The following is a 24848-nucleotide window of genomic DNA, read 5'->3' on the forward strand; positions in this document are numbered from 1 at the left end:
CTTAGTTAGAATTCGTTGTGTTATCAACGAGGGTTTTTGAGAACTGATCGAGCGTTTCGATGTCTGCTTCATCGGGATCCAAGTTAATCTTAACGTTGGGAGCTCCTTGCTTGGCCCCCGTGTTAGCAAGGGCTTCAGCAAATTTATCCACGGCAACGTTATAAAATTCTTGGTAAAAAACGTCTCCTGATCCGGCAACACCAAACGTTTTACCAGTGAGATCAAGGTCCGAAAGGTCGTCAAAGAAGTCTAAACCTTCTTCCGGAAGATTTCCTTCATCGTAAGTATAAGGACAGATCACCACGATGTCTGCATCCTTAAGTTCAGCCGCATCTGTTTGCGAGATTTCGGTCTCTTGAACCGTAACCCCGAGGTCTTCCAAACCTTCGGTGACAATGTCTGCAATGTCTTCGTTGTTTCCGGTGATGGTTGCAAACACCACGTGTGCTTTAGTCATTGGGGCACTTCCTTCGATTTTTCTTCTTAGTATAGCAGAACCAGGAATGATTGTGAATTTTAGAAAGGACGCGATGAAATGGCACAGCAATCCCAATTACTACGGATTACGAAGGTAGAAGCTCAAAAACGCCCCGGCCGTTATAACGTGTACCTAGATGGGGAGTACGCCTTTCCGGTCAGTGAAGAGATCTTGATTCAGTACCATTTATTTAAGGGACAAACGCTGACTAGAACCCTGGTACAGACCATTCAAGCAGCCGACCAGCAATCTAAGTTGTTTGCTAAAGCAGTTGATTTCATTTCTTATCGGAGTCGTACGAAGGTAGAGGTCCAAACGAAGCTGAAGGATCTTTCTGATGACCAGGATTTGATTGCAGCTGTGGTGGAGCGGTTACAGAAACTAGATTTATTAAATGATCAACAGTATGCCGAACGCTACGTGCAACAGATGGTCCTCTCCGGAAAGAAAGGACCTAGAGCAGCCTTTCGCTATCTATTGCAAAAGGGGATTAGCGAAGCGCAGGCCCAAACGGCAGTCAATCAATTCTATTCTGCGGAGCAGGAGATTAGTAATGGGCTGGCATTGGCACAAAAGGCGTTTGACCAGTATTCCCGTTACCCATATAATAAAAGAATTGAAAAGACCAAGCTCAACTTAGTTCGGAAGGGGTTTGATTTTCAGACCATTGATGAAATTCTGCCCGAACTGGATGATACGGTTGATGCGCAGCACCAACGAGAACTGTTAGAAAAAGCGGGACACAAAGCGTGGCACCGTTATCGGAGCGCTGATCCGTTTCAGCGCCGGCAGAAGGTGAAACAAGCCCTCATGCGGCAGGGATTTTCATTTGCTGACATTGATCAATTTTTAGAGGAAATCGAGGAACCATAATGAAAAATGCCAAAGGAAATCGGCTACTGTTTTGGACGTTAGAAATTCTGTTAGTAGTGGCCATCATTTACGGATGTACTAAAATTGACTTCTTATTCCAACCGATTGGAATTTTTATTTCAACGATCTTTGCACCACTCCTGATTGCGGGATTTTTGTACTATATGTTGAATCCAATCTTGGAACTGTTGATGAAAGTCCCCATCACGAAAACAAAACGCATTAATCGGACGTGGGGAACCGCCATTATTTTCGTGGTTGTTTTGGGACTGCTAATCTTTATTATCATGTCCTTTATTCCCCGGTTAGTTTCGCAGATTGCAAACATGGCTAGTCATATGCCTCAATTTGCTGCCCACCAAGAGGACTCGTTAACGAAGTTATCCAAGCACGGTTTTTTGAAAAACATTAACTGGGATCCAATTGTGACCAAGGTCCAGAGTGAATACTCGGCATACCTGAAAAGCTTGTTAGCGCATCTTTCTTCGAGCGCGGGGGACATTATCTCAATGGCTGCGAACGTGGTGGTTACCATCATTACGGCTCCTATCATTTTGTTTTACATGCTCAAGGATGGAGATAAGTTACTGCCCAGCTTGGAAAAAATGCTTCCGACGTTGTCAGACAGACACCGGAAACAAACTCGTCTTTTGTTAAGAAAGATGAATCAGACCTTGTCGCATTACATTGGTGGTCAAGTAATTGAATGTTTGTTTGTTGGAACGTTTACCTCAATTGGATACTTTCTGATTGGGCAAAAGTATGCGCTACTCCTCGGGGTTTTTGCTGGTTTTTGTAACTTGATTCCCTACGTTGGTCCTTACGTTGGAATTTTGCCGGCCCTGTTAGTAGCGATTACGGTTAGTCCAGCTCAAGCAATTTGGACGATTGTGGTTGTGATTATCGTGCAACAGGTCGATGGGAACCTTGTTTACCCGAACGTGATTGGAAAGACTTTGAACATCCATCCGCTCACTATCATTATTATTTTGCTAGCGGCTGGTCACATTGCTGGATTACTCGGAATGATCCTGGCAATTCCAATTTATGCCATTGTCAAAGTCGTGATTGGGTTCTTCTACCACATTTGGCAGTTGCAACGTGAACACTAATCCTACCGAAAAATCCGGATCTCCGGATTTTTTTACTAATTTGCGCTTAGCCATTAACTAAAGGAGGAAACAATGCCAAATAAGCAGCTGCAAACGGAGGTCGACAAGCGTCGGACCTTCGCCATTATTTCTCACCCGGATGCCGGGAAAACGACCATTACCGAACAGTTACTGCTGTTTGGGGGGATTGTCCGTGAAGCTGGAACCGTGAAGGCGAAAAAAAGTGGCAATTTTGCTAAATCAGACTGGATGGAAATTGAACAAAAGCGGGGGATTTCTGTGACTAGTTCCGTCATGCAGTTTGACTACGCCGGCAAACGGGTCAACATTTTGGACACCCCAGGGCACGAAGACTTCTCGGAAGATACGTATCGAACCTTGATGGCGGTGGACTCGGCCGTCATGGTCATTGATGCCGCCAAGGGGATTGAGCCCCAAACGAAGAAACTCTTTCAAATCTGTAAGATGCGGGGGATTCCGATCTTTACCTTCATGAACAAGTTAGACCGGGATAGTCGTCCGCCGATGGAACTGGTTGATCAGCTAGAAGAAGTGTTAGGGATTGAAGCCTATCCGATGAACTGGCCAATTGGATCCGGACGGATTTTTAAGGGTCTGTATGACCGGTACAATCACCGGATTGAAAAGTTTCAACCAGAATCAGAGGGACGGGCTTTTCTGCCGTTAAATGACGAAGGCCAGATTGCTGAACCCAACGACTTAGAGGGTGATGATATCTATGCGGAAGCCAAGGATGAGATGGACCTGATTTCAGAAGCCGGCAACCAGTTTGATCGTGACAAAATTGCCCATGGGGATCAAACTCCGGTCTTCTTTGGGTCGGCCCTAGTTAACTTTGGGGTGCAAACCTTTTTAGATGCCTATTTGAAGCTGGCCCCAGCTCCCGGTCCCCACAAAACTACGGCGGGGACGGAAGTAGCCCCTACGGCAGCTGAATTTTCGGGCTTTGTGTTTAAGATTCAAGCTAACATGAATCCGCAACACCGAGATCGAATTGCGTTCGTACGGATTTGTTCGGGTGAATTTACCCGGGGAATGGACGTGACTCTAAACCGAACCCAAAAAGCCATCCGCCTTTCAAACGTAACCGAATTCATGGCTAATACACGTGAAAACGTGCAGACCGCCGTGGCTGGTGATATCATTGGGTTGTACGATACCGGTAATTTTCAAATTGGCGATACGATTTACACCGGCAAGCAGTCTCTGCAGTTTGAAAAACTGCCCCAGTTTACACCAGAACTTTTCATGCGAGTTTCTCCTAAAAACGTGATGAAGCAAAAATCGTTTCACAAGGGAATTCAGCAGCTGGTTCAGGAAGGGGCAATTCAGCTCTACACCACCTACGATACCGGACAATACATCCTGGGTGCTGTGGGACAGTTGCAGTTTGATGTTTTTCAGTTCCGGATGCAGAATGAGTACAATTCAGACGTGCTGATGGAACCAATGGGGCATCGAATTGCCCGGTGGATTAATCCAGACCAACTTGACGAAAAGATGTCATCCTCACGGAATATTTTGGTCAAGGATCTGCAGGGTGAGCCGCTATTCCTCTTTGAAAATCAATTTGCGGAACGTTGGTTCCAAGGCAAGTATCCGGACGTGCAGTTAACGGCTAAGTTATAACCAACGGAGGGGTTTAATTATGAAACATTTATCAGCATGTACTAGTGTATTAGTCGGAAAGGGCGCCAGCGTAGACGGTTCAACCATGATCGCCCGCAATGACGATACGTTTTTACCCCTGACCCCCCAACGCTTTACGGTTGTGCCAGCGTACCACCAAGCAAAGAAGACGTGGCAATCAAACCAAAATGGATTTCAGATGACGCTCCCAGAAACGGGCTACCGGTATTTAGCTACTCCTAATGCCGACGTCGAGCACGCGGGCGTATTTGCAGAAAGTGGCTTTAACGAGAAGAACGTGGCGATGAGTGCCACCGAGAGTGTTTACGGAAATCCGCGGGCGTTGTCTCATGATCCCTGGGTTCCAAATGGAATTGCAGAAGATTCGTTACAATCAGTCGTGCTTCCATACATTGATTCCGCTCGTGAGGGAGTTGAATACCTTGGTCAACTGATTAAGCAGTACGGTTCCCCCGAGGGCAACGGAGTCTTGTTTGCGGATGCGAATGACGTTTGGTACATGGAAATTGTAACTGGACACCACTGGGTTGCCGAACGTATTCCGGACGATTGTTATGCGGTGGTTGCTAACCAAGTTGCCATTCAAGAAGTTGATTTTGATGATCACAAACAATTCATGTTCTCAGACGGGATTCAGGAGTTTGTGGAAAAGTATCATTTGAACCCAACGGTTGATGAGGGCTTTAACTTTCGGCGGATTTTTGGCACGTGTAACGAAAAGGATCGCCACTATAACACCCCGCGGGTTTGGTATGGCCAAAAGATTCTAAACCCCGACGTGGAACAATCTCCGGTCTCTAATGACCTTCCTTTTTTGCGGAAGGCTAGTCGTAAAATTACGGTGATGGACGTGGAACAAATTTTGAGTTCTCACTATAACGAAACTGATTATGACCCGTTAGGGAATGGACCCGAAGCGTTAAAGACGAAATTCCGTCCCGTTTCAATGAACCGGACCCAAAATTCTCACGTGCTTCAATTTCGCAATGATGCGGAAAATCCGCAATGGGCTGCCATTATGTGGTTAAACTTTGGGGTACCCGCCTTTAGTCCATATGTTCCGTTCTTTGCAAACGTCGATCATACACCGACTACGTATGAAACCACGCCGTTGACGATGGACGATCAAAGCGCCTACTGGATGTATCGCAAGCTTTCGATGATTGTGGAATCGCATTATCCACAGTTCATTCAAATGGCTCGGGACTTTAAGACGGAGTCCAATCAAATGTTTTTGACCCACTTGGAAAATACCATTTATCAAGCTCGTCACCTCGAAGAAGCGGATGTTCCAGCTTTCTTAGAAAAACAAAATCAAAGTTTGACCAACGAAATGCACGATCGGGTGCACCAGTTTATGAATGAGTTAATGAGTAAGGGGTTAACCTTATCTAAGTTAACGTATGATATGGACAAGAACCTGTAATCAAAAACAGTGCCAATCTGATGATTGGGGCCGTTTTTTGGTTGTTAATAAAAATTTAAATTAACTAAAAAAATCCAATCGTTGTTGCTAGCAACGATTGGATTTTTTAGTTATTGTGCTGTAACGCGAATTTGTTGTTCTTTGTTGACATCTGCAACTAATTTCTTAGTTGCAGGGTGATCCAGTAGATAACTAGCAGTAGGATCTTCAATTTGCTCTTGGATTATTCGCCGTAATGGCCGTGCTCCCATAGCAGGGTTGTAACCTAATTCCACTAGTTTTTGCTTAGCTGGTTGGGTAACGGCAACGTTAATGCCAGCATCCTGAAGATTTTGATTCATGTCGTCTAACATGAGATCCACAATCTTAACTAAGTCGGTTTTCTTCAATGGATTGAATTCCACAATCCCATCGAACCGGTTTAAAAATTCAGGTTTGAAGTAAGCTCCCAGTTTGTCTAAAACGGAGTGGGTTTTGCCGCTGGCTTCGGCACCGAATCCAACGTTTGAACCGGCGTTCGTTCCCGCGTTACTGGTCATGATGATAACTGTATCTTTAAAGGAAACCGTCCGTCCCTGTGAATCGGTTAAGCGACCGTCATCTAAGACTTGTAAGAAGGTGTGTAATACGTCGGGGTGTGCTTTTTCAATTTCATCGAACAGAATTAAGCTGTATGGGTGCCGCCGTACTTTTTCGGTTAATTGTCCGGCTTCATCATAACCCACGTATCCAGGGGCTGCTCCAATTAATTTTGCAACTGATTGTGGCTCTCGATATTCAGACATATCAAACCGAATCAGCGCGTCTCTGGAACCAAAGAGTTGGTTGGCCAGTTGCTTGGCTAACTCAGTTTTTCCCACACCCGTTGGGCCAACAAACAGGAAGGAACCGATTGGCCGACCGGATTTGTTGAAACCAATCCGATTCCGTTGGATGGCTTTGGCAACCTGAGAGACGGCTTGATCTTGACCAATCACGTGTTTTTCTAGGTTGTGATCCAACTGTTTCAGTTGTTCTTTTTCTTGGTCTTCAAGGTCACCAACGGGAATATCAGTGATTTCTTCAACAACCTGTTGCATGTCATTTTCGGTAACCGTGTTGTTATTAGTGTTGTAATTATGAGCCCCCCGATCACGTTGAGCTTCTAGTTGCTTCTCTTGATCACGGTAGAAAGCAGCTTGTTCATAATCTTCCTTGTGTAAAGCTGCTTCTTTATTTTTCTCCGCCTGGGCAATTTCCTTTTCAATGGCCTGCGGGTCAATGATGTTTAGAGTTAGGTTCTTGCGCGATCCGGTTTCATCCATAAGATCGATCGCCTTATCTGGCAAATAACGCTCGTGAATGTAGCGGTTCGAAAGGTTGACAGCCGCTTCAATCGCCTTGTCCGTGTAGTGAACTAAGTGGTAGTCTTCGTAGTTTTTTTGGAGTCCCCGCAGAATTTTAACGGCTTGTTCTGGAGTCGGTTCGTTCACCATAATAGGTTGGAATCGTCGAGCTAACGCCGAATCCTTTTCAATTTCTCTGTATTCTTTGAGGGTCGTAGAACCAATTAACTGGAAATCCCCGCGGGCAAGGGAAGGTTTCAAGACGTTTCCGGCATCGAGTCCGCCTTCAGAGTTACCAGCTCCCATGATTTCGTGAATTTCATCAATGAAGAGGATGATGTTTGGATCAGCCTTCACTTCCTTGATGAGTTGTTGCATTTTCTTTTCAAATTGACCTCGAATTCCGGTTCCTTGAATGATCGATACCATGTCAATTTGGATAATCCGTTTGCTTTGGAGCTTCTGAGGAACCGTGCCATCAGCAATTTTTTGCGCTAATCCTTCTACAATTGCTGTTTTTCCGACCCCAGCTTCCCCAATTAAAACGGGATTATTCTTGGAACGGCGATTTAAAACTTCGATGGCGCGGGCAGTTTGATCATCCCGACCAATCACTGGATCGAGTTTCCCAGCCCGAGCGAGTTTCGTTAAATCAGTTCCGTAAGTAGCTAAAATTCCTTTTTGACCGTTGCCGCCGTTACTGCCTTGGCTTCCGGCAGCTCCGTTTTGATTACTTCCTTGCATGGAGCGAATTAAATCATCAAGATTTCCAAATTCGTATGCACCTTGTTGTCCTTCCATGGTACAACCTCCTTTTAATCAATGGTCATATTTGACCTTTGTTGACTTTTATTTGTGATTATTATTATACTCACCTCTAATTTTGATTCAAGGATTTGCACCGCTTCCTAATTTGAGTGGGAACTATGGTAAAATAAATGAGGAAAAAGAAAGGAAGCGAATCCAATCGAAGCAACGAAGGAAACGTTTACAAAAAAGCTAGAAGAGTTACAAGCTGGAACGATTCAAGAACTCACGGTTCAGCCAGATCAATTTTTTGTGTTTCAGCAGGCTTTCATGGATTATCCGACCCGAAAACGGGTGGTAGGAACCGCTTTTGAGAACGGGGTGGTAGTGTATCATTACGCCACGGATAATTAATTAAGGAAAGTTTAATAATTTGTGCTAAGGCGCAAAAACTTGTATTTTAGCTGATATATTGGTACTCTTAGAGTATAAATATGGTTAACAAAGGGGTGCGTTTATTATGGAAAAACGTCAATTTAAAATCACTGCAGAAACTGGGATTCACGCTCGTCCGGCCACTTTTTTAGTGCAAACTGCTAGTAAATTTGATTCTAACATTACATTAGAATACGAAGACAAGACGGTGAACCTGAAGTCAATTATGGGAGTAATGTCACTTGGGGTTGGTCAAAATGCAGTTATTACCATTACTGCTGATGGTGATGACGCTAAGGATGCCTTAGAAGCCATTGCTAAAACCATGAAAGAAGAAGGCTTAATCGAATAGTCGATTTGATGCTTAAAGAGTTGCTCCGGCAGCTCTTTTTCTTTAGGGACATAGTTTGCAAACCATCTCTGAAACCAATATAATTTAGTTGTTTATCGTCAATTGAAAGGGTGAACCGGCGCTTGAATATCGGCTTATTTACAGATACATATTTTCCGCAAGTGAGTGGAGTGGCGACTTCCATTAAAACGTTGAAGGATGAGTTAGAACGACGGGGGAATCACGTTTATATCTTCACCACCACGGATCCTAATGCAGATGAAGAGCAAGAAGCAGGAATTTATCGTTTTTCCAGTATTCCCTTTATCTCATTTACAGAACGTCGAATTGCGGTTCGAGGGCTTTTTCAGGCCACTCAAATTGCGAAAAAGCTTGACCTAGATTTGGTTCATACGCAGACGGAATTTTCGATGGGCATGATTGGAAAGTTCGTAGCCAGAAACTTGAACATTCCTTGTGTCCATACTTATCACACGATGTATGAGGATTACCTGCACTACGTTGCTAACGGTCATTTATTAAAGCCGATCCACGTGAAAGAAGGAACATTAGCTTTTTGTCGCCATTTAGATGGAATTGTGGCCCCTAGTAAACGCGTTTTGGATAAACTGACCGATTACGGCGTTAAGAGCCCCATTCGCATTATTCCAACTGGAGTTGATTTAAATCATTATGAAGCTAAAAGTTCTGTCGATATTCGGAAACAACTAGGATTAACCCCAACGCAGCCGGTTTTATTATCATTAAGTCGATTGGCATACGAAAAAGACATTGATACTTTGATTGGTCAGATGCCTTCCATTTTAGAAGCGATTCCGACGGCCCACCTCGTAATTGTTGGAGATGGACCAGCTGCTCAAGATTTACACGATCAAGTCGCTCGTTTGGGACTCCAACAACACGTCACCTTTACCGGTGAAATTAATAACCAAAAGGTGAATGCTTATTATAAAATGGCAGATTTGTTTGTTTCAACCTCAAACTCTGAATCCCAGGGATTAACCTATATTGAAGCCATGGCGGCTGATACTAAGGTGGTAGTGGCTGCCAGTCCCTACACGGATGATTTAATTACGGATCCGTCGTTAGGGATGACGTTTACCACCCTAGCTGAGTTTAGTCAGGAGGTAATTAATTACCTGCAACATCTTGCAGACTATCCAGATCAGCCAGAGTTACGGCGCCGTAAGCTGCATGACATTTCAGCAGATTATTTTGTGGAACAGGTATTAGTTTTTTATCAAGACGTCATTACTCGTTACGTAGGGACCGACGATAAGGAGTCAAATTATCATGCTCAAAATTGATATGTTCTCAACGGCCACTAAGGTGAAAGGTCAGGGAGTAGGAAGTGCCTACCTGGAATTAATTCGGTTGCTACGTGAGCGCTTTCCCACTGAATTTCAACTTGAGATTAACCAGTATGATCGAGCTGACCTTAGTCACTATCACACGATTAATCCAACGTTTTATTTATCAACCTTTAGTAAACGGCGGGGACGTAAAATTGGTTACGTCCATTTTCTTCCTGAAACCTTAGAAGAAAGCCTACAGCTACCGCCGGTTATTAAACAACTTTTTTATAAGTACGTGATTGCTTTTTACAAACGAATGGATCAAATTGTGGTGGTGAATCCCACCTTTATTCCTGAGTTAGAAAAATATGGCATTCCAGCCCAGAAGGTCACGTATATTCCAAACTTTGTGAGCAAAACGGAATTTCATCCGGTGACCGAATCCCACAAAGCAGTACTCAGAGATCAATATGGTTACGAACGGAAACGGTTTACCGTAATTTGCACGGGCCAGGTGCAAACCCGCAAGGGTGTTCTTGATTTTGCAAAGCTTGCTCGGGAAAATCCAGACTATCAGTTTATCTGGGTTGGAGGATTTTCATTTGGAGGGATGACCGCTGGGTATACTGAACTAAAGCGATTGGTAGCAGATCCACCGGCCAACTTGAGTTTTCCTGGAATTGTGGAGCGGGATCAATTAGTTGATTATTATGACCTGGCGGATGTTTTTTTACTGCCGTCGTATAATGAACTATTTCCAATGTCAGTGTTAGAGGCTTTTTCCTGTGGTCTGCCGGTGATTTTACGAAATTTGCCACTCTATCAACAAATTATCTCGGGCTATTATGCCCCCGCGAAAGCTGAACCAGAAATGAATACCTGGTTACGACGGTTTGCGACTGATGCTGAATTAAGAAGTGATTACGCGCAAAAAGCACAAGCGGCCTCTAATTATTATTCAGAAGATCACTTGGCCCAGATTTGGCATGACTTTTACATTCAACAGGCTCAGATTCAAGCCAAAAAGGGGAGAAACCATGTCAAGAAGCAATAAAATTTCATTACTCCTCATGATTGCCATCGGAATCTTGATTTCGTGGTATGCCGTGCGGGACATTAAGTTTAGCGTGCTAATTAATGACCTGTCTTCTGTGAATTTAGGTTGGTTAGCCGTGGCGCTCGGGTGCATTCTACTTTATTTCTTTTTTGAATCAGTGGTAACTTACATTTTAGTGAGGAGTAGTACTCCGACTTTTTCGTTTCGGGATGCCATTCGAGTTCCATTAGTTGAACAGTTGTTTAATGGGATTACTCCGTTTTCAAGCGGGGGTCAGCCAGCCCAATTGGTAGTTCTTTTGCAGGCAGGAGTTGATGGTGGAAAAGCAAGTTCCGCCCTTTTAATGAAGTTTGTGATTTACCAGGCCATGATTGTTTTAAACTTTGTGGTTAGTTTGATCATTGGCTTTCATTATCTAGTTGATACGGTGCATTCGTTAGCCATTTTTGTTTTGTTCGGCTTTTTGATTCATCTAGTGGTGATTGTTGCCCTTTTGATGATTATGTATTGGTATTCGATGACAAAGAAGCTCGTCAACGGTTGTTTTAAAGTGGTGGGCTGGTTTGTCAGTGCGCCGAAGTATCACCGGTGGAAACGAACTTTAGATCAGAAGATTGATAATTTTCACGAAGAAAGTATTCGGATTGGGCACGAAGGGAAACTGATGGCCAAGGTGTGTGGATTAACCTTTCTGCAGTTGTTTTTTTACTACTTAATTCCGTACTTTGTCATGTTGGCCCTCGGTTATCACAATGCAAACGTGGTGATGGTTACCAGCTTAGACGTTTTAATTTTCTTAGTAATTTCAATGTTTCCCATTCCGGGGGGAGCAGGAGGGGCCGAGTACAGTTTTGAAAAGTTGTTTCGAAGCTATATTCACAGCTCCAGCAAATTAGCACTAGCCATGATTTTATGGCGATTATTAACTTACTATTTAGGATTGGTGTTAGGATTGGTTGCCTTAGTCATCAAACCACACCGTGTGCATGATAATGAAGCAAAAAGTATGGAGGAATAAGCATGGCTGCTTTTTTTAAGCGAATCCGCCAATTCTTCAATACGACGATTGGATTTTACGTGCTGGTCGTCGTCTTGTTTTGGCTCAAAACTTATTATTGTTACAAAACTGATTTTACCCTCGGAGTGGCTGGGGGAACTCAAGAATTTTTACTGGCAGTGAACCCGTTGCCATCAGCACTCTTACTGTTTGGAATTGCTCTCTATTTTCGGGGGAAATTAGCCTACTGGTTAATGCTCATCATTGATTTTTTACAATCGACGTGGATTTTTGCAAACATTTTGTACTATCGAGAATTTTCCGACTTCATTTCAATGGGGATTATTCAAGGAACTGGGAACGTTCAAAATAACCTTGGCAAGAGTTTCGTGGAGATTTTACGACCGACAGACTTTATTGTGTACGTTGACATCGTAATTTTGATCCTCCTACTTTTATTTGGGGTAATTAAAATTAGTAAAAAGCCGCTCAAATTACGGTATGCGGTTGGAATTACACTGTTATCGTTTATCCTAATGTTTGCCGAATATAATGTTGCTAATGCCGATCGTTCGGGATTATTAACGCGAACCTTTGATAATAACTACATTGTTAAGTATTTGGGGTTGAATGAATATGCAGCATTTAGTGCATACCAAACCCATCAAGAATCAACAACCAGGGCGAAGGCGAAAGCCCAAGACTTAAAGGGGGTTGAGAAATTTGTCAAGCAAAATTACGCTAGTCCTAACGTCAGCTATTATGGTAAAGAAAAAGGAAAAAACGTTTTCATCATTCATTTGGAAAGTTTCCAGCAGTTCTTAATTGATTATAAGGTAGATGGTAAAGAGGTTACGCCAAACATCAATAAGTTCTACCATGATCAACATACCCTTTCTTTCGATAATTTTTACCACCAAGTGGCGCAAGGAAAAACTTCTGATGCGGAAATGATGTTGGAAAACTCACTCTATGGATTGCCGCAAGGATCAGCGATGGTTACTTATGGCGGACAAAACACGTATCAAGCCGCTCCTTCAATTTTGGACCAGAAGGGGTATACAACGGCCGCCTTTCATGGAGATGTACCAACCTTCTGGAATCGGAACAATGCTTATAAATCGTGGGGATATGACTATTTCTTTAGCGAATCTTACTATAAGAATAAACCGAACTATAACATTGGCTATGGGATGAAAGATAAGATTTTCTTCAAGCAGAGTATTCCTTACATTCAACAATTACCACAGCCATTTTATGCGAAATTAATTACATTAACGAACCATTATCCGTATGAATTAGATAAGCAAAACACGGACTTCCCAGCAACAACCACAGGTGATAATACGGTGGATCCGTATGTGCAAACTGCTCACTATTTGGACCAAGCCTTTGGAGAATTTGAAGACTACTTGCAAAAGAGTGGATTAGCGAAGAATAGCGTTGTGGTTCTGTATGGTGATCACTATGGGATTTCTAATAATCACCGACCGGCAATTGCTAAATTGTTAAACAAGAAGAGCGTTAATAAGTACGATCTCGCTCAATTCCAAAAGGTTCCGTTCATGATTAATGGAGCTAACATTCAGGGCGGCATTGACCACACTTATGGTGGTGAAATTGATGTCTTGCCAACTTTGTTGCACCTGTTGGGTGTGAACAACCAAAACATGATTCAGTTTGGTCAAGATCTTTTGAGTAAGGATAATAACCAGATTGTACCGTTTAGAAATGGCGATTTTGTTAGTCCTAAATACACTAAGGTTGGTTCAACTGTTTACGACACGAAGACGGGAACTGAGCTGCATCTAAACGGCCAACAGAAAAAAGAGGTTGCTAAGTTGCAGACCTATGTGAATGATTCATTGTCGAATTCAGATAAAGTTGTTTATGGGGACTTACTACGTTTCCACAATCTACCTGGTTATCGTGACGTTAATAAAAAGTCATTTAACTATAATAAAAAAGATGCTTTGAAGCAGTTGCAAAAGACTGATCAAAAGAAAAAGACTGATTTGGTTAATCAAAACGGGGGTAAGTCCACTGAGTCTGATTTCCAAACAGATGCACCAGAATTAAAATAAAATTGAAAAGACTAGCTGTCGCGGGTTTTCCGCGACAGCTAGTCTTTTTTATTTAAAAAAGTGTTGACGAAGTTTAGATAAGTTGATAATATAAATCTTGTCGTTGAGAGCGATTGCCAAGTACTAAATAAGAAATGAAAAAAGCGCTTGACTTTCTGTTCTAAACATTGTATGATAATAAAGTTGTCAAGTGATTGGCGGCTGAGTAGTTCTTTGAAAACTGAACAAGATTTTGATTACAAAAAGTGTAAGGAATTTTTAAACTAGCGTTTAAAAATTAAACATTTGCGAAGTCAATTCGCTTAATTAACAAATAAAGTAGAGCTAGTAAAGTTCTCATTTAAAATGAGAGTTTGATCCTGGCTCAGGACGAACGTTGGCGGCGTGCCTAATACATGCAAGTCGAACGAGGTCTCCTAAATGATATGACGTGCTTGCACTGAGTTGACTTTAGATCGGACCGAGTGGCGAACTGGTGAGTAACACGTGGGTAACCTGCCCAGAAGTAGGGGATAACACCTGGAAACAGATGCTAATACCGTATAACAACTAAAACCGCCTGGTTTTAGTTTGAAAGCTGGCCTTGGTGCTAGTGCTTTTGGATGGACCCGCGGCGTATTAGCTAGTTGGTGAGATAATAGCTCACCAAGGCGATGATACGTAGCAGACCTGAGAGGGTAATCTGCCACAATGGGACTGAGACACGGCCCATACTCCTACGGGAGGCAGCAGTAGGGAATCTTCCACAATGGACGCAAGTCTGATGGAGCAACGCCGCGTGAGTGAAGAAGGGTTTCGGCTCGTAAAACTCTGTTGTTAGAGAAGAACGACTGTGAGAGGAACTGCTCACGGCGTGACGGTATCTAACCAGAAAGTCACGGCTAACTACGTGCCAGCAGCCGCGGTAATACGTAGGTGGCAAACGTTGTCCGGATTTATTGGGCGTAAAGCGAGCGCAGGCGGTTTTTTAAGTCTGATGTGAAAGCCTTCGGCTTAACCGAAGAAGTGCATCGGAAACTGGGAAACTTGAGTGCAGGAGAGGACAGTGGAACTTCATGTGTAGCGGTGAAATGCGTAGATATATGAAGGAACACCAGTGGCGAAGGCGGCTGTCTAGTCTGCATCTGACGCTGAGGCTCGAAAGCATGGGTAGCAAACAGGATTAGATACCCTGGTAGTCCATGCCGTAAACGATGAATGCTAGGTGTTGAGAGGTTTCCGCCTCCCAGTGCCGAAGCTAACGCATTAAGCATTCCGCCTGGGGAGTACGACCGCAAGGTTGAAACTCAAAGGAATTGACGGGGACCCGCACAAGCGGTGGAGCATGTGGTTTAATTCGATGCTACGCGAAGAACCTTACCAGGTCTTGACATCTTCTGTTAGCCTAAGAGATTAGGTGTCCCCTTCGGGGGCAGAATGACAGGTGGTGCATGGTTGTCGTCAGCTCGTGTCGTGAGATGTTGGGTTAAGTCCCGCAACGAGCGCAACCCTTGTCTTTAGTTGCCAGCATTCAGTTGGGCACTCTAGAGAGACTGCCGGTGATAAACCGGAGGAAGGTGGGGATGACGTCAAATCATCATGCCCCTTATGACCTGGGCTACACACGTGCTACAATGGACGGTACAACGAGTTGCGAAACCGCGAGGTCAAGCTAATCTCTTAAAGCCGTTCTCAGTTCGGATTGCAGGCTGCAACTCGCCTGCATGAAGTTGGAATCGCTAGTAATCGTGGATCAGCATGCCACGGTGAATACGTTCCCGGGTCTTGTACACACCGCCCGTCACACCATGAGAGTTTGTAACACCCAAAGTCGGTTGGATAACCTTTTGGAGTCCGCCGCCTAAGGTGGGACAGATGATTAGGGTGAAGTCGTAACAAGGTAGCCGTAGGAGAACCTGCGGCTGGATCACCTCCTTTCTAAGGAATAATACGGAACTTTACACCGATCAAAGTCTTGTTTAGTTTTGAGAGAACTACTCTCATAAGTTACTATCTGCGCTTTTTGGGCCTATAGCTCAGCTGGTTTAGAGCGCACGCCTGATAAGCGTGAGGTCGGTGGTTCGAGTCCACTTAGGCCCATCGCCGACGTTTCGGCATGATAATTGAATTTTGGGGAATTAGCTCAGCTGGGAGAGCACCTGCTTTGCAAGCAGGAGGTCAGCGGTTCGATCCCGCTATTCTCCATTGGTACTAATTAGTTAGTACCACTTGGTTCTTTGAAAACTAGATAATATTATTTTCTGTAAGAATTATATTGATTGATATAATTTTAACCGAGAAAACCATTGTGTAATTTGAGTTTTTTTAATGTGTTTAATCGCTAAACTCAATAATTTATAATCCGTAGGATTATAGGTTAAGTTAGAAAGGGCGCATGGTGAATGCCTTGGTACTAGGAGCCGATGAAGGACGGAACTAACACCGATATGCTTCGGGGAGCTGTAAGTAAGCTGTGATCCGGAGATTTCCGAATGAGGAAACTCGATTAGTGTGATGACTAATCACTGCGTAGTGAATTTATAGCTACGTAGAGGCAAACGTGGGGAACTGAAACATCTAAGTACCCACAGGAAGATAAAGAAATTTCGATTCCCAAAGTAGCGGTGAGCGAACTGGGAATAGCCCAAACCGAACCTTCGTGGTTCGGGGTTGTAGGACTGAACATTTGAGTTACAAAAGAATTCGATAGCTGAAGCAGTTGGGAAGCTGCACCAAAGAGAGTGATAGTCTCGTAAGCGAAATTGAATTCCCTCAGTTCAGGATCCTGAGTACGGCGCCACACGTGAAACGGCGTCGGAATCCGGGAGGACCATCTCCCAAGGCTAAATACTCCCTAGTGACCGATAGTGAACCAGTACCGTGAGGGAAAGGTGAAAAGCACCCCGGAAGGGGAGTGAAATAGTTCCTGCAACCATGTGCCTACAAGCAGTCAGAGCCCGTTAAGGGGTGATGGCGTGCCTCTTGTAGAATGAACCGGCGAGTTACAGTTGCATGCAAGGTTAAGCCGAAAAAGCGGAGCCGTAGCGAAAGCGAGTCTTAAGAGGGCGAATTAGTATGTTGCCGTAGACCCGAAACCAGGTGATCTATCCATGTCCAGGATGAAAGTGCGGTAATACGCACCGGAGGTCCGAACCCGTGTACGTTGAAAAGTGCTGGGATGAGGTGTGGATAGCGGTGAAATTCCAAACGAACTTGGAGATAGCTGGTTCTCTCCGAAATAGCTTTAGGGCTAGCCTCTGAATTAGAATCATGGAGGTAGAGCCACTGTTTGAGCAAGGGGTCCGTCTTGGATTACTGAGTTCAGATAAACTCCGAATACCATTGATTTATGTCCGGGAGTCAGACGATGAGTGATAAGATCCATCGTCGAAAGGGGAACAGCCCAGACCGCCAGTTAAGGTCCCTAAATATATGCTAAGTGGAAAAGGAAGTGGAGTTGCTTAGACAACTAGGATGTTGGCTCAGAAGCAGCCACCATTTAAAGAGTGCGTAATAGCTCACTAGTCGAGTGATTCTGCGCCGAAAATTTACCGGGGCTAAGCATATTACCGAGACTGCGGACGCAACTACGTTGCGTGATAGGAGAGCGTTCTAAGGGCAATGAAGGCAGACCGCAAGGACTGTTGGAGCGCTTAGAAGTGAGAATGCCGGTATGAGTAGCGAAAGGCCAGTGAGAATCTGGTCCACCGAATGACTAAGGTTTCCTGGGGAAGGCTCGTCCACCCAGGGTTAGTCGGGACCTAAGCCGAGGCTGAGAAGCGTAGGCGATGGATAACAGGTTGAGATTCCTGTACTAGTTAATTATGTTTGAACGATGGAGGGACGCAGAAGGCTAAGTTGAGCATCCGGTTGGAAAGGGATGTTTAAAGCGTAAGTCAGGTCAGGAGTGAAATGCTTCTGACCGGGTTGACAAGCGCTGATGAGGATCGAAATTATAGTAGAGAAGCAACTGATGTCACGCTGCCGAGAAAAGCTTCTAGTTAGTAATTAACTACCCGTACCGCAAACCGACACAGGTAGTCGAGGAGAGGATCCTCAGGTGAGCGAGAGAACTCTCGTTAAGGAACTCGGCAAAATGACCCCGTAACTTCGGAAGAAGGGGTGCTGACCGTTAGGTCAGCCGCAGTGAAGAGACTCAAACGACTGTTTATCAAAAACACAGGTTTATGCAAAATCGTAAGATGAAGTATATGGGCTGACGCCTGCCCGGTGCTGGAAGGTTAAGTGGAAAGGTTAGCTTCGGCGACGCCTCGAAATGAAGCCCCAGTAAACGGCGGCCGTAACTATAACGGTCCTAAGGTAGCGAAATTCCTTGTCGGGTAAGTTCCGACCCGCACGAAAGGCGTAACGATTTGAGTACTGTCTCAACGAGAGACTCGGTGAAATTAAGATACCTGTGAAGAAGCAGGTTACCCGCGACAGGACGGAAAGACCCCATGGAGCTTTACTGTAGCTTGATATTGGGTGTTTACATAGCTTGTACAGGATAGGTAGGAGCCATTGAAACCGGGACGCTAGTCTCGGTGAAGGCACCCGTGGGATACTACCCTTGCTATGTGAACACTCTAACCCTGAGCACTAATCGTGCTCGGAGACAGTGTCTGGTTGGCAGTTTGACTGGGGCGGTCGCCTCCTAAATAGTAACGGAGGCGCTCAAAGGTTTGCTTAGAATGGTTGGAAATCATTCTGTAAGTGTAAAGGCAGAAGCAAGCTTGACTGCGAGACTGACTAGTCGAGCAGGGACGAAAGTCGGACTTAGTGATCCGGTGGTACCGTATGGAAGGGCCATCGCTCAACGGATAAAAGCTACCCTGGGGATAACAGGCTTATCTCCCCCAAGAGTTCACATCGACGGGGAGGTTTGGCACCTCGATGTCGGCTCATCGCATCCTGGGGCTGTAGTTGGTCCCAAGGGTTGGGCTGTTCGCCCATTAAAGCGGTACGCGAGCTGGGTTCAGAACGTCGTGAGACAGTTCGGTCCCTATCCGTCGCGGGCGCAGGAAATTTGAGAGGAGCTGTCCCTAGTACGAGAGGACCGGGATGGACATACCGCTGGTGTATCAGTTGCGCCGCCAGGCGCACTGCTGAGTAGCTATGTATGGATGAGATAAACGCTGAAAGCATCTAAGTGTGAAACTCGCCTCAAGATGAGATTTCCCATTCCTTTATGGAAGTAAGACTCCTGAAAGATGATCAGGTCGATAGGTTAGAAGTGGAAGCGTAGCGATACGTGAAGCGGACTAATACTAATCAGTCGAGGACTTAACCAAGTAGAGTGCAGTGGTAAAATCGGAAGAAAATAATATTAGCTAGTTTTGAGGGAACGAAGTTCACTCAGAGTGTGGTGGCGATAGCCTAAAGGATACACCTGTTCCCATGCCGAACACAGTAGTTAAGCTTTAGCACGCCAAAAGTAGTTGGGGGATCGCCCCCTGCGAGGATAGGACGTTGCCACGCGATTTGGAAGATTAGCTCAGTTGGGAGAGCGTCTGCCTTACAAGCAGAGGGTCACAGGTTCGAGCCCTGTATCTTCCATTTGCATGAGCCGTTAGCTCAGTCGGTAGAGCATCTGACTTTTAATCAGAGGGTCGGCAGTTCGAACCTGCCACGGCTCATTAGTCAAATAGCATATGCCGACTTAGCTCAGTTGGCAGAGCACCTGTCTTGTAAACAGGGGGTCGGAGGTTCGAATCCTCTAGTCGGCATTATGCGGAAGTAGTTCAGTGGTAGAACGCCACCTTGCCATGGTGGAGGTCGCGGGTTCGAATCCCGTCTTCCGCTTTGTACCACCTTTTGCCGGGGTGGCGGAATTGGCAGACGCACAGGACTTAAAATCCTGCGGTCAGTAATGACCGTACCGGTTCGATCCCGGTCCTCGGCATTTATGCACCTATAGCGCAATTGGATAGAGTGTCTGACTACGAATCAGAAGGTTGCAGGTTCGACTCCTGCTAGGTGCATTGTTCGGGAAGTAGCTCAGCTTGGTAGAGCACCTGGTTTGGGACCAGGGGGTCGCAGGTTCGAATCCTGTCTTCCCGATTAGATATTATAATATCTATTTTAGGTAATGTTTACCTATCAATCGCGGTGTAGCTCAGCTGGCTAGAGCGTTCGGTTCATACCCGAGAGGTCGGGGGTTCGATTCCCTCCGCCGCGATTAGGTCTTGGATCTTTAGCTCAGTTGGTTTAGAGCAGACGGCTCATAACCGTCCGGTCGTAGGTTCGAGTCCTACAAGATCCATCTGTCAATTTTATGTTGACGGCCGTATCTTCATATGTTACCATTATAAATGGTTGATGGAGGATTACCCAAGTCTGGCTGAAGGGAACGGTCTTGAAAACCGTCAGGCGAGTCAAATCGCGCGAGAGTTCGAATCTCTCATCCTCCTTTTATTATTATCGCGGGGTAGAGCAGTCTGGTAGCTCGTCGGGCTCATAACCCGGAGGTCGTTGGTTCAAATCCAGCCCCCGCAATTTTTGGTCCGTTGGTCCAGTCGGTTTAAGACGCCTGCCTGTCACGCAGGAGATCACGAGTTCGAGTCTCGTACGGACCGCTTAGTATGGCTCGGTAGCTCAGTTGGTAGAGCAACGGATTGAAGCTCCGTGTGTCGGCAGTTCGATTCTGTCCCGCGCCATTTGTTTCATTAATTTAATATGTATTATGCGGGTGTAGTTTAGTGGTAAAACCATAGCCTTCCAAGCTATTGTCGCGAGTTCGATTCTCGTCACCCGCTTTTGTTTTGGGCCTATAGCTCAGCTGGTTTAGAGCGCACGCCTGATAAGCGTGAGGTCGGTGGTTCGAGTCCACTTAGGCCCATTACGGAGAAGTACTCAAGTGGCTGAAGAGGCGCCCCTGCTAAGGGTGTAGGTCGCGTAAGCGGCGCGAGAGTTCGAATCTCTCCTTCTCCGTTTTTGACCCGTTGGTCAAGTGGTTTAAGACACTGCCCTTTCACGGCAGTAACATGGGTTCGAATCCCGTACGGGTCATTTGTTTATTATATATTATCGCGGGGTAGAGCAGTCTGGTAGCTCGTCGGGCTCATAACCCGGAGGTCATTGGTTCAAATCCAGTCCCCGCAATTTTTGGTCCGTTGGTCCAGTCGGTTTAAGACGCCTGCCTGTCACGCAGGAGATCACGAGTTCGAGTCTCGTACGGACCGTAAAAAAGGGAGATGAAATTTTCATCTCCCTTTTTTTACGCTTTAGGATGGAAACGTTGATAACCAATTTCATGATAGTTAGCAGTAAAATCATTTTTAAAGGTTTGATAGGAAATAAAGTTATGTTGTGGACTTTTTTCCCACTGCATATAATCATACTGTTGTTTCCACAAGCTCAGTAAAATCCGACTATCACTATTTCCTTCAGCAGTTAGATAGTAAAACCCGGTCATTCCAGCTGGAGTATCTGGGTCACTCATAAAGTTACTAACTTTGGCATCTAATATTTGTCGCTGGTCCTTACTAGGACTAATTTCGGTATAATTAATGTAGTGTTCCCAATCATCATTTCCAGCGTGAGCATTAACTTGGTAAACAACTGGTGAGGTAAAAATAGATTCATCACCGGAATAGTCAACTAGTTGCATTCCATGGGCGTTACTGGCTGCTGCAAAAAGAGCCATATGTCGTTCTGGATACTTTTTCATGATTTGTTCCAAAATACCCTGTGATCCAAATGTTACAGAAATTTGTTTAATCATGGTAATCCTCCAATCATTTTAGCTACTTTTAGTTTAGAATAAAGTAGAGGAAGTTAAAAGAAAAAAGTTTTTTAAATGAGGTTTAACAATGAAATTAACAATTTTGGGTTACTATGGTGGTTATCCATTTCAACATACAGCAACTAGTGGCTACTTATTACAATCCGCTGGTTTTAATCTACTATTGGATTGTGGTAGTGGGGTACTGTTGGAGTTAGAGGACGTTTTGGATCCATTAAAGTTGGACGCAGTGCTCTTATCACACTATCATGCTGATCATGTGGCAGACGTTGGCGTTTTGCAATATTACTGGCAGCTGCATTCACAACGATATCAACAGAAGCTATTACCCATTTATGGACACCAACTTGATCAAACTGCTTATAAAGCACTAGATTGGCCCACGGCGACGGAAAAGCGTGCTTATAATCCGGAAGTAGTTAATCACATCGGTCCATTTGACCTAACTTTCTTACGGACCGAACACCCAGTTCCAGCCTTTGCCATTAGAATCAAAGAACGTGACACCGGTAAAGTTTTGGTTTATACTGCTGACTCAAGGTTTTTCCCGGCATTAGCGGACTTTGCACATGATGCCGACCTTTTAATTGCGGATACAAATTTCTTTTCGGACCAAACGGGAAAAATCTGGCACATGACAACAAAACAAGTGGGGAAAATGGCTCGTGATGCGCACGTCCACGAACTCTTGATTAGTCATTTACCCCAAACGACCGACCGAGATCGCTTGTTACAAGAAACCCAAGCGGCGACTAAAGACCAACTACCAGTGCGATTACCGCAAATCGGGATGATCATTAATATTTAAAATTAGTAAAGAGGGATCGTTTTGAAATTTGAAAAAACAAATGAAAATACGATTAAAGTATGGGTTACCAATGAAGATTTACGGGAACGCCACGTTAACCTCCTAGAGTTAATGGAAAATCAGGATGAAGTTGAACAATTTTTTTACCAAATTTTGGAAGAAGTGGATGTAGACCATGAATTTCAAAACAATGACCTTGTTTCTTTTCAAGTTCTTCCGGCTCATAATGGTTTTGAAATGATTATCAGTAAGGATGATCGGCTTGTTTCAAAGCTGACGGAAGCAAACGTTAATTTTGCCACGGAGGAATCCAAGGAAAAGTTTGCCCAGGTTAAAGCACAACAACAAGGCAGTGACGTCTTTGATCCAGAACGGTTAACTCGGGTCGTTCCCGTTCAATTTGCCAGCTTTGAAGATCTATTGAGCGGAATAAGAGCCGTACAGGGGCAGCTCCAAATTCATGGGATTCAACTGGAAACGGCACTATACAAGCGGGATGGTCAATATGATTTAATGCTCTATTATCAAATTTTGCCTGATAACGTTGATCCAACCTGGGACGAAATAAAAACACAGTTGGATGCCATTGACGATCAGCTGAGTTTGTTCTACGAATTTGGCACGTTAAGCCCGGTTCGAGCTCAAGAACTCGAAGAGGCAGCAAGACCAATTATTAAACGGCAAGCAGTTAGCACTTTAACCAAATACTTTAATTAAGATCACGTGAACGTGGTCTTTTTTCGTACCTTCTTTAAGGGTGATTTTTTGTTAATTGCGATGACAACTACACAAAAACGGATTAAGGCTCTGAGAGCACAACGAAAGCAGCACTACTTTTGCCCCAACTGTCACGAACAAGTCCAGTTGCGCCGAGGAGCACACAAAATTGCTCATTTTGCGCACCAACCAAATAGTGATTGTCACATAGGTGAACCAGAAACAACCGAGCATCTGGCGGGGAAATTATTTTTAGAGCAACAATGGCAGACTACCTCTAAAGCCCAACTTGAGGTTTATTTGCCGGCGATTAAGCAGCGTCCTGACGTCCTGGTGGATCAGAAGCTAGTGCTTGAATTTCAGTGTAGCCCGTTAACGGTTAAGCGATTATCAGAACGAGTTAGCGGTTATCAGCGGGTCGGATTACATTCGGAATGGCTGTTAGGTCAGGCTTATTACCAACGCCGAAAAACGGCTGCCAGTGTGTTACAGTTTCTGGCGTACCGACCCAGCATCGGATATTATCTGCTGTTTTTAAATGTGAGGGAATCCAAACTCAGGTTGCGTTACCATCTGAGTTTTACTGATCAGTGCCTTGATTTTCAGGAACGATTGTTTTTTACTTGGAAGACATTAAGCGAATTTTGGCGCCAGATGCAGCTTGTGGATGCTCCAATTGCGTCTTTATTAGGAATCCAAAGTTGGCTGATCCAACAACTACGGTGGCGTAATCCAGCTACGTTAACTTTGCAAGAAGAGTGTTATCGGTGCCATCATTTATTACAGGGGTGTCCGCTGGTGTGCCACTATCCCCGAAGAGTGCCACCGCTAAACACAGCACTCTGGTGGTTAACGTGGAGAATTCAGGTCGTCTTGGAACTAGAAACCAATCATTTAGTTAGTTTACCAGCGCTAATTAACCGATTGGAACAACAACTGCAATATCCGTTATTGCCTAATTTACGGCACCAGGTTGCTTGGTTAGTTACAACGTTTATGCGAGAGCTTCGGAAGCAGGGAGCGGGGCAAGAGTGCCGTGATCAACTAGAATGGATAAAAGACGGTGAGTGGTTTGTGGATGAGCGACAGAAATTAGCGGCAATTATTGCAAAAGAAAAAGACTAGCAAATTGCTAGTCTTTTAAAGAACACGCAGGTTGGGAGTCCCGGATTCTTTTTGCATTTTGGTTTCCATTTTGGCACATAATGTATGTAAATGTTGATAATCTAAATCTTTGATTAAGAGACCATTCGCACAACTGGCACAGTTAAAAATGACGAGATTATCGTGATCGGTAACGCCCATCTCACGAACCAGTTCTTGATCCGATTTGAAGGCTGATTGAGGTAAATCCGAATCGCGATCTTCTTGAAACATTTCTAGATCCAGTTTAGTTGCTGTAGCTACCTGATTAACTAAAGCGTCAGAGTAAATAGCATGGTTAAGTAATACTTCCGTTTGCAGTTGTTGCAAAAATTCTCGTCCCTTTTTGCACCCCTGAAAGAGGGCAGCCTTGTAGTCTAATGTAATTTGGTAATCTAACTGGTGATGTGAGCTATTAATCACACCAAGTTGGAGGTACGGAATGAACTTCACACGTACTTTTTGGGTTAAGTTGTCAGCTACTTTCGTCACCGCCTGTTCTGCTGTTAAGCAACTGGAACAGGTTGGCTCAACAAATAAGTACATTTCAATCATTCCGCACAGTCCTTTCTCAAAATTTAAACTTTTTAAGGTAAACTTTATAA

Annotated in this window: 16 protein-coding genes, 21 tRNA genes and 3 rRNA genes; 36 read left to right on the top strand and 4 right to left on the bottom strand. The window is 44.5% G+C overall.

All coding sequences use genetic code 11. The features are described 5' to 3' along the window. Position 1: 1 nt before the first annotated feature. Positions 2-457, bottom strand: a complete 456-nt coding sequence (locus tag M3M39_RS03535; RefSeq protein WP_252797892.1) for a flavodoxin — start codon at positions 455-457, stop codon at positions 2-4. Between the two features lie 78 nt (positions 458-535). Between M3M39_RS03535 and recX the strand changes: the two genes are divergently transcribed. The 4 genes from recX (at position 536) to M3M39_RS03555 (ending at position 5560) form a co-directional block, all read left to right on the top strand. Next, complete coding sequence (gene recX / locus M3M39_RS03540) at positions 536-1351, top strand: recombination regulator RecX (RefSeq protein ID WP_252797894.1); 816 nt, start codon at positions 536-538, stop codon at positions 1349-1351. After that, the gene (locus M3M39_RS03545) at positions 1351-2463 is read left to right on the top strand and encodes an AI-2E family transporter (RefSeq protein ID WP_252797895.1); all 1113 of its coding nucleotides are present in this window, start codon (positions 1351-1353) and stop codon (positions 2461-2463) included. Before recX ends, M3M39_RS03545 begins: the two co-directional genes overlap by 1 nt. Before the next feature lie 72 nt (positions 2464-2535). Further along, positions 2536-4113 carry a peptide chain release factor 3 gene (locus tag M3M39_RS03550; protein WP_252797897.1) on the top strand — a complete coding sequence of 526 codons (1578 nt, stop codon included), beginning with the start codon at positions 2536-2538 and terminating at the stop codon, positions 4111-4113. Between the two features lie 19 nt (positions 4114-4132). Further along, positions 4133-5560: a C69 family dipeptidase gene (locus M3M39_RS03555; RefSeq protein ID WP_252797899.1), complete on the top strand. Its 1428-nt coding sequence runs from the start codon at positions 4133-4135 to the stop codon at positions 5558-5560. A 110-nt stretch (positions 5561-5670) separates the two neighbouring features. On the opposite strand, the gene M3M39_RS03560 is transcribed toward M3M39_RS03555, so the two are convergent. Next, entirely contained in the window at positions 5671-7686 is a 2016-nt protein-coding gene (locus M3M39_RS03560; protein ID WP_252796523.1) for an ATP-dependent Clp protease ATP-binding subunit, read from the bottom strand. Between the two features lie 466 nt (positions 7687-8152). Between M3M39_RS03560 and M3M39_RS03565 the strand changes: the two genes are divergently transcribed. From M3M39_RS03565 to M3M39_RS03705, 29 genes are all read left to right on the top strand, one after another. Continuing rightward, positions 8153-8419 (top strand): phosphocarrier protein HPr, encoded by a 267-nt coding sequence (locus M3M39_RS03565; protein WP_252766983.1) that lies wholly within the window; start codon positions 8153-8155, stop codon positions 8417-8419. A gap of 122 nt (positions 8420-8541) precedes the next feature. Next, on the top strand, positions 8542-9726 hold the full coding sequence (locus M3M39_RS03570; RefSeq protein WP_252796525.1) for a glycosyltransferase family 4 protein: 1185 nt from the start codon (positions 8542-8544) through the stop codon (positions 9724-9726). Next, entirely contained in the window at positions 9713-10768 is a 1056-nt protein-coding gene (locus M3M39_RS03575) for a glycosyltransferase family 4 protein (RefSeq protein ID WP_252796527.1), read from the top strand. The genes M3M39_RS03570 and M3M39_RS03575 overlap by 14 nt, the downstream gene beginning before the upstream one ends. Continuing rightward, positions 10752-11789, top strand: a complete 1038-nt coding sequence (locus M3M39_RS03580; protein ID WP_252796529.1) for a lysylphosphatidylglycerol synthase transmembrane domain-containing protein — start codon at positions 10752-10754, stop codon at positions 11787-11789. The genes M3M39_RS03575 and M3M39_RS03580 overlap by 17 nt, the downstream gene beginning before the upstream one ends. Before the next feature lie 2 nt (positions 11790-11791). Next, positions 11792-13852: an LTA synthase family protein gene (locus tag M3M39_RS03585; RefSeq protein WP_252796531.1), complete on the top strand. Its 2061-nt coding sequence runs from the start codon at positions 11792-11794 to the stop codon at positions 13850-13852. 341 nt (positions 13853-14193) lie between these two features. Beyond that, a 16S ribosomal RNA gene (locus tag M3M39_RS03590) occupies positions 14194-15769 on the top strand. An 87-nt stretch (positions 15770-15856) separates the two neighbouring features. Then, a tRNA-Ile gene (locus M3M39_RS03595) sits at positions 15857-15931 on the top strand. A gap of 32 nt (positions 15932-15963) precedes the next feature. Further along, a tRNA-Ala gene (locus M3M39_RS03600) sits at positions 15964-16036 on the top strand. A gap of 170 nt (positions 16037-16206) precedes the next feature. Next, a 23S ribosomal RNA gene (locus M3M39_RS03605) occupies positions 16207-19122 on the top strand. Positions 19123-19192: 70 nt separating this feature from the next. After that, positions 19193-19309 (top strand): 5S ribosomal RNA (gene rrf / locus M3M39_RS03610). Together the 16S, 23S and 5S rRNA genes with 21 tRNA genes alongside form the textbook arrangement of a ribosomal RNA operon. Before the next feature lie 5 nt (positions 19310-19314). After that, positions 19315-19387, top strand: a tRNA-Val gene (locus M3M39_RS03615). 7 nt (positions 19388-19394) lie between these two features. Continuing rightward, a tRNA-Lys gene (locus tag M3M39_RS03620) sits at positions 19395-19467 on the top strand. Positions 19468-19484: 17 nt separating this feature from the next. After that, a tRNA-Thr gene (locus tag M3M39_RS03625) sits at positions 19485-19557 on the top strand. Between the two features lie 4 nt (positions 19558-19561). After that, positions 19562-19633, top strand: a tRNA-Gly gene (locus tag M3M39_RS03630). 14 nt (positions 19634-19647) lie between these two features. Next, positions 19648-19733 (top strand) — tRNA-Leu (locus M3M39_RS03635). 5 nt (positions 19734-19738) lie between these two features. After that, positions 19739-19812, top strand: a tRNA-Arg gene (locus M3M39_RS03640). A 5-nt stretch (positions 19813-19817) separates the two neighbouring features. Next, a tRNA-Pro gene (locus M3M39_RS03645) sits at positions 19818-19891 on the top strand. A 44-nt stretch (positions 19892-19935) separates the two neighbouring features. After that, positions 19936-20009 (top strand) — tRNA-Met (locus M3M39_RS03650). A gap of 9 nt (positions 20010-20018) precedes the next feature. Further along, positions 20019-20093: transfer RNA gene (locus tag M3M39_RS03655), tRNA-Ile, on the top strand. Between the two features lie 58 nt (positions 20094-20151). After that, positions 20152-20241: transfer RNA gene (locus M3M39_RS03660), tRNA-Ser, on the top strand. 11 nt (positions 20242-20252) lie between these two features. Further along, positions 20253-20326: transfer RNA gene (locus M3M39_RS03665), tRNA-Met, on the top strand. Positions 20327-20331: 5 nt separating this feature from the next. Then, positions 20332-20406: transfer RNA gene (locus tag M3M39_RS03670), tRNA-Asp, on the top strand. An 8-nt stretch (positions 20407-20414) separates the two neighbouring features. After that, a tRNA-Phe gene (locus M3M39_RS03675) sits at positions 20415-20487 on the top strand. A 28-nt stretch (positions 20488-20515) separates the two neighbouring features. Continuing rightward, positions 20516-20586 (top strand) — tRNA-Gly (locus M3M39_RS03680). 8 nt (positions 20587-20594) lie between these two features. After that, positions 20595-20669: transfer RNA gene (locus M3M39_RS03685), tRNA-Ile, on the top strand. Positions 20670-20673: 4 nt separating this feature from the next. Continuing rightward, positions 20674-20761: transfer RNA gene (locus M3M39_RS03690), tRNA-Ser, on the top strand. 5 nt (positions 20762-20766) lie between these two features. Beyond that, positions 20767-20839 (top strand) — tRNA-Glu (locus tag M3M39_RS03695). Positions 20840-20858: 19 nt separating this feature from the next. Then, a tRNA-Met gene (locus tag M3M39_RS03700) sits at positions 20859-20932 on the top strand. Positions 20933-20937: 5 nt separating this feature from the next. Then, positions 20938-21012, top strand: a tRNA-Asp gene (locus tag M3M39_RS03705). 35 nt (positions 21013-21047) lie between these two features. Here M3M39_RS03705 and M3M39_RS03710 read toward each other — a convergent pair. Continuing rightward, positions 21048-21554 carry a hypothetical protein gene (locus M3M39_RS03710; RefSeq protein WP_252796532.1) on the bottom strand — a complete coding sequence of 169 codons (507 nt, stop codon included), beginning with the start codon at positions 21552-21554 and terminating at the stop codon, positions 21048-21050. A gap of 88 nt (positions 21555-21642) precedes the next feature. Between M3M39_RS03710 and M3M39_RS03715 the strand changes: the two genes are divergently transcribed. Genes M3M39_RS03715 through M3M39_RS03725 form a run of 3 tightly spaced genes read left to right on the top strand, consistent with a single transcriptional unit; the run spans position 21643 to position 24225 of the window. Beyond that, positions 21643-22383 (top strand): MBL fold metallo-hydrolase, encoded by a 741-nt coding sequence (locus M3M39_RS03715; protein WP_252796534.1) that lies wholly within the window; start codon positions 21643-21645, stop codon positions 22381-22383. Between the two features lie 21 nt (positions 22384-22404). Then, positions 22405-23100 (top strand): adaptor protein MecA, encoded by a 696-nt coding sequence (locus M3M39_RS03720; RefSeq protein ID WP_252796536.1) that lies wholly within the window; start codon positions 22405-22407, stop codon positions 23098-23100. A 6-nt stretch (positions 23101-23106) separates the two neighbouring features. Further along, entirely contained in the window at positions 23107-24225 is a 1119-nt protein-coding gene (locus tag M3M39_RS03725) for a competence protein CoiA (RefSeq protein WP_252796538.1), read from the top strand. 15 nt (positions 24226-24240) lie between these two features. On the opposite strand, the gene M3M39_RS03730 is transcribed toward M3M39_RS03725, so the two are convergent. Further along, positions 24241-24798: a DsbA family protein gene (locus tag M3M39_RS03730; RefSeq protein WP_252796539.1), complete on the bottom strand. Its 558-nt coding sequence runs from the start codon at positions 24796-24798 to the stop codon at positions 24241-24243. Positions 24799-24848 lie beyond the last annotated feature (50 nt).

This window comes from Fructilactobacillus hinvesii, from assembly GCF_024029435.1.
In the GTDB taxonomy this organism is placed as follows: Bacteria; Bacillota; Bacilli; order Lactobacillales; family Lactobacillaceae; genus Fructilactobacillus; species Fructilactobacillus hinvesii.

Coding starts and splice junctions, on each gene's coding strand:
- M3M39_RS03710 (WP_252796532.1), bottom strand. CDS start 21,554: ATGATTAAACAAATTTCTGTAACATTTGGATCACAGGGTATTTTGGAA.
- M3M39_RS03715 (WP_252796534.1), top strand. CDS start 21,643: ATGAAATTAACAATTTTGGGTTACTATGGTGGTTATCCATTTCAACAT.
- recX (WP_252797894.1), top strand. CDS start 536: ATGGCACAGCAATCCCAATTACTACGGATTACGAAGGTAGAAGCTCAA.
- M3M39_RS03555 (WP_252797899.1), top strand. CDS start 4,133: ATGAAACATTTATCAGCATGTACTAGTGTATTAGTCGGAAAGGGCGCC.
- M3M39_RS03535 (WP_252797892.1), bottom strand. CDS start 457: ATGACTAAAGCACACGTGGTGTTTGCAACCATCACCGGAAACAACGAA.
- M3M39_RS03545 (WP_252797895.1), top strand. CDS start 1,351: ATGAAAAATGCCAAAGGAAATCGGCTACTGTTTTGGACGTTAGAAATT.
- M3M39_RS03550 (WP_252797897.1), top strand. CDS start 2,536: ATGCCAAATAAGCAGCTGCAAACGGAGGTCGACAAGCGTCGGACCTTC.
- M3M39_RS03580 (WP_252796529.1), top strand. CDS start 10,752: ATGTCAAGAAGCAATAAAATTTCATTACTCCTCATGATTGCCATCGGA.
- M3M39_RS03575 (WP_252796527.1), top strand. CDS start 9,713: ATGCTCAAAATTGATATGTTCTCAACGGCCACTAAGGTGAAAGGTCAG.
- M3M39_RS03560 (WP_252796523.1), bottom strand. CDS start 7,686: ATGGAAGGACAACAAGGTGCATACGAATTTGGAAATCTTGATGATTTA.
- M3M39_RS03730 (WP_252796539.1), bottom strand. CDS start 24,798: ATGATTGAAATGTACTTATTTGTTGAGCCAACCTGTTCCAGTTGCTTA.
- M3M39_RS03585 (WP_252796531.1), top strand. CDS start 11,792: ATGGCTGCTTTTTTTAAGCGAATCCGCCAATTCTTCAATACGACGATT.
- M3M39_RS03565 (WP_252766983.1), top strand. CDS start 8,153: ATGGAAAAACGTCAATTTAAAATCACTGCAGAAACTGGGATTCACGCT.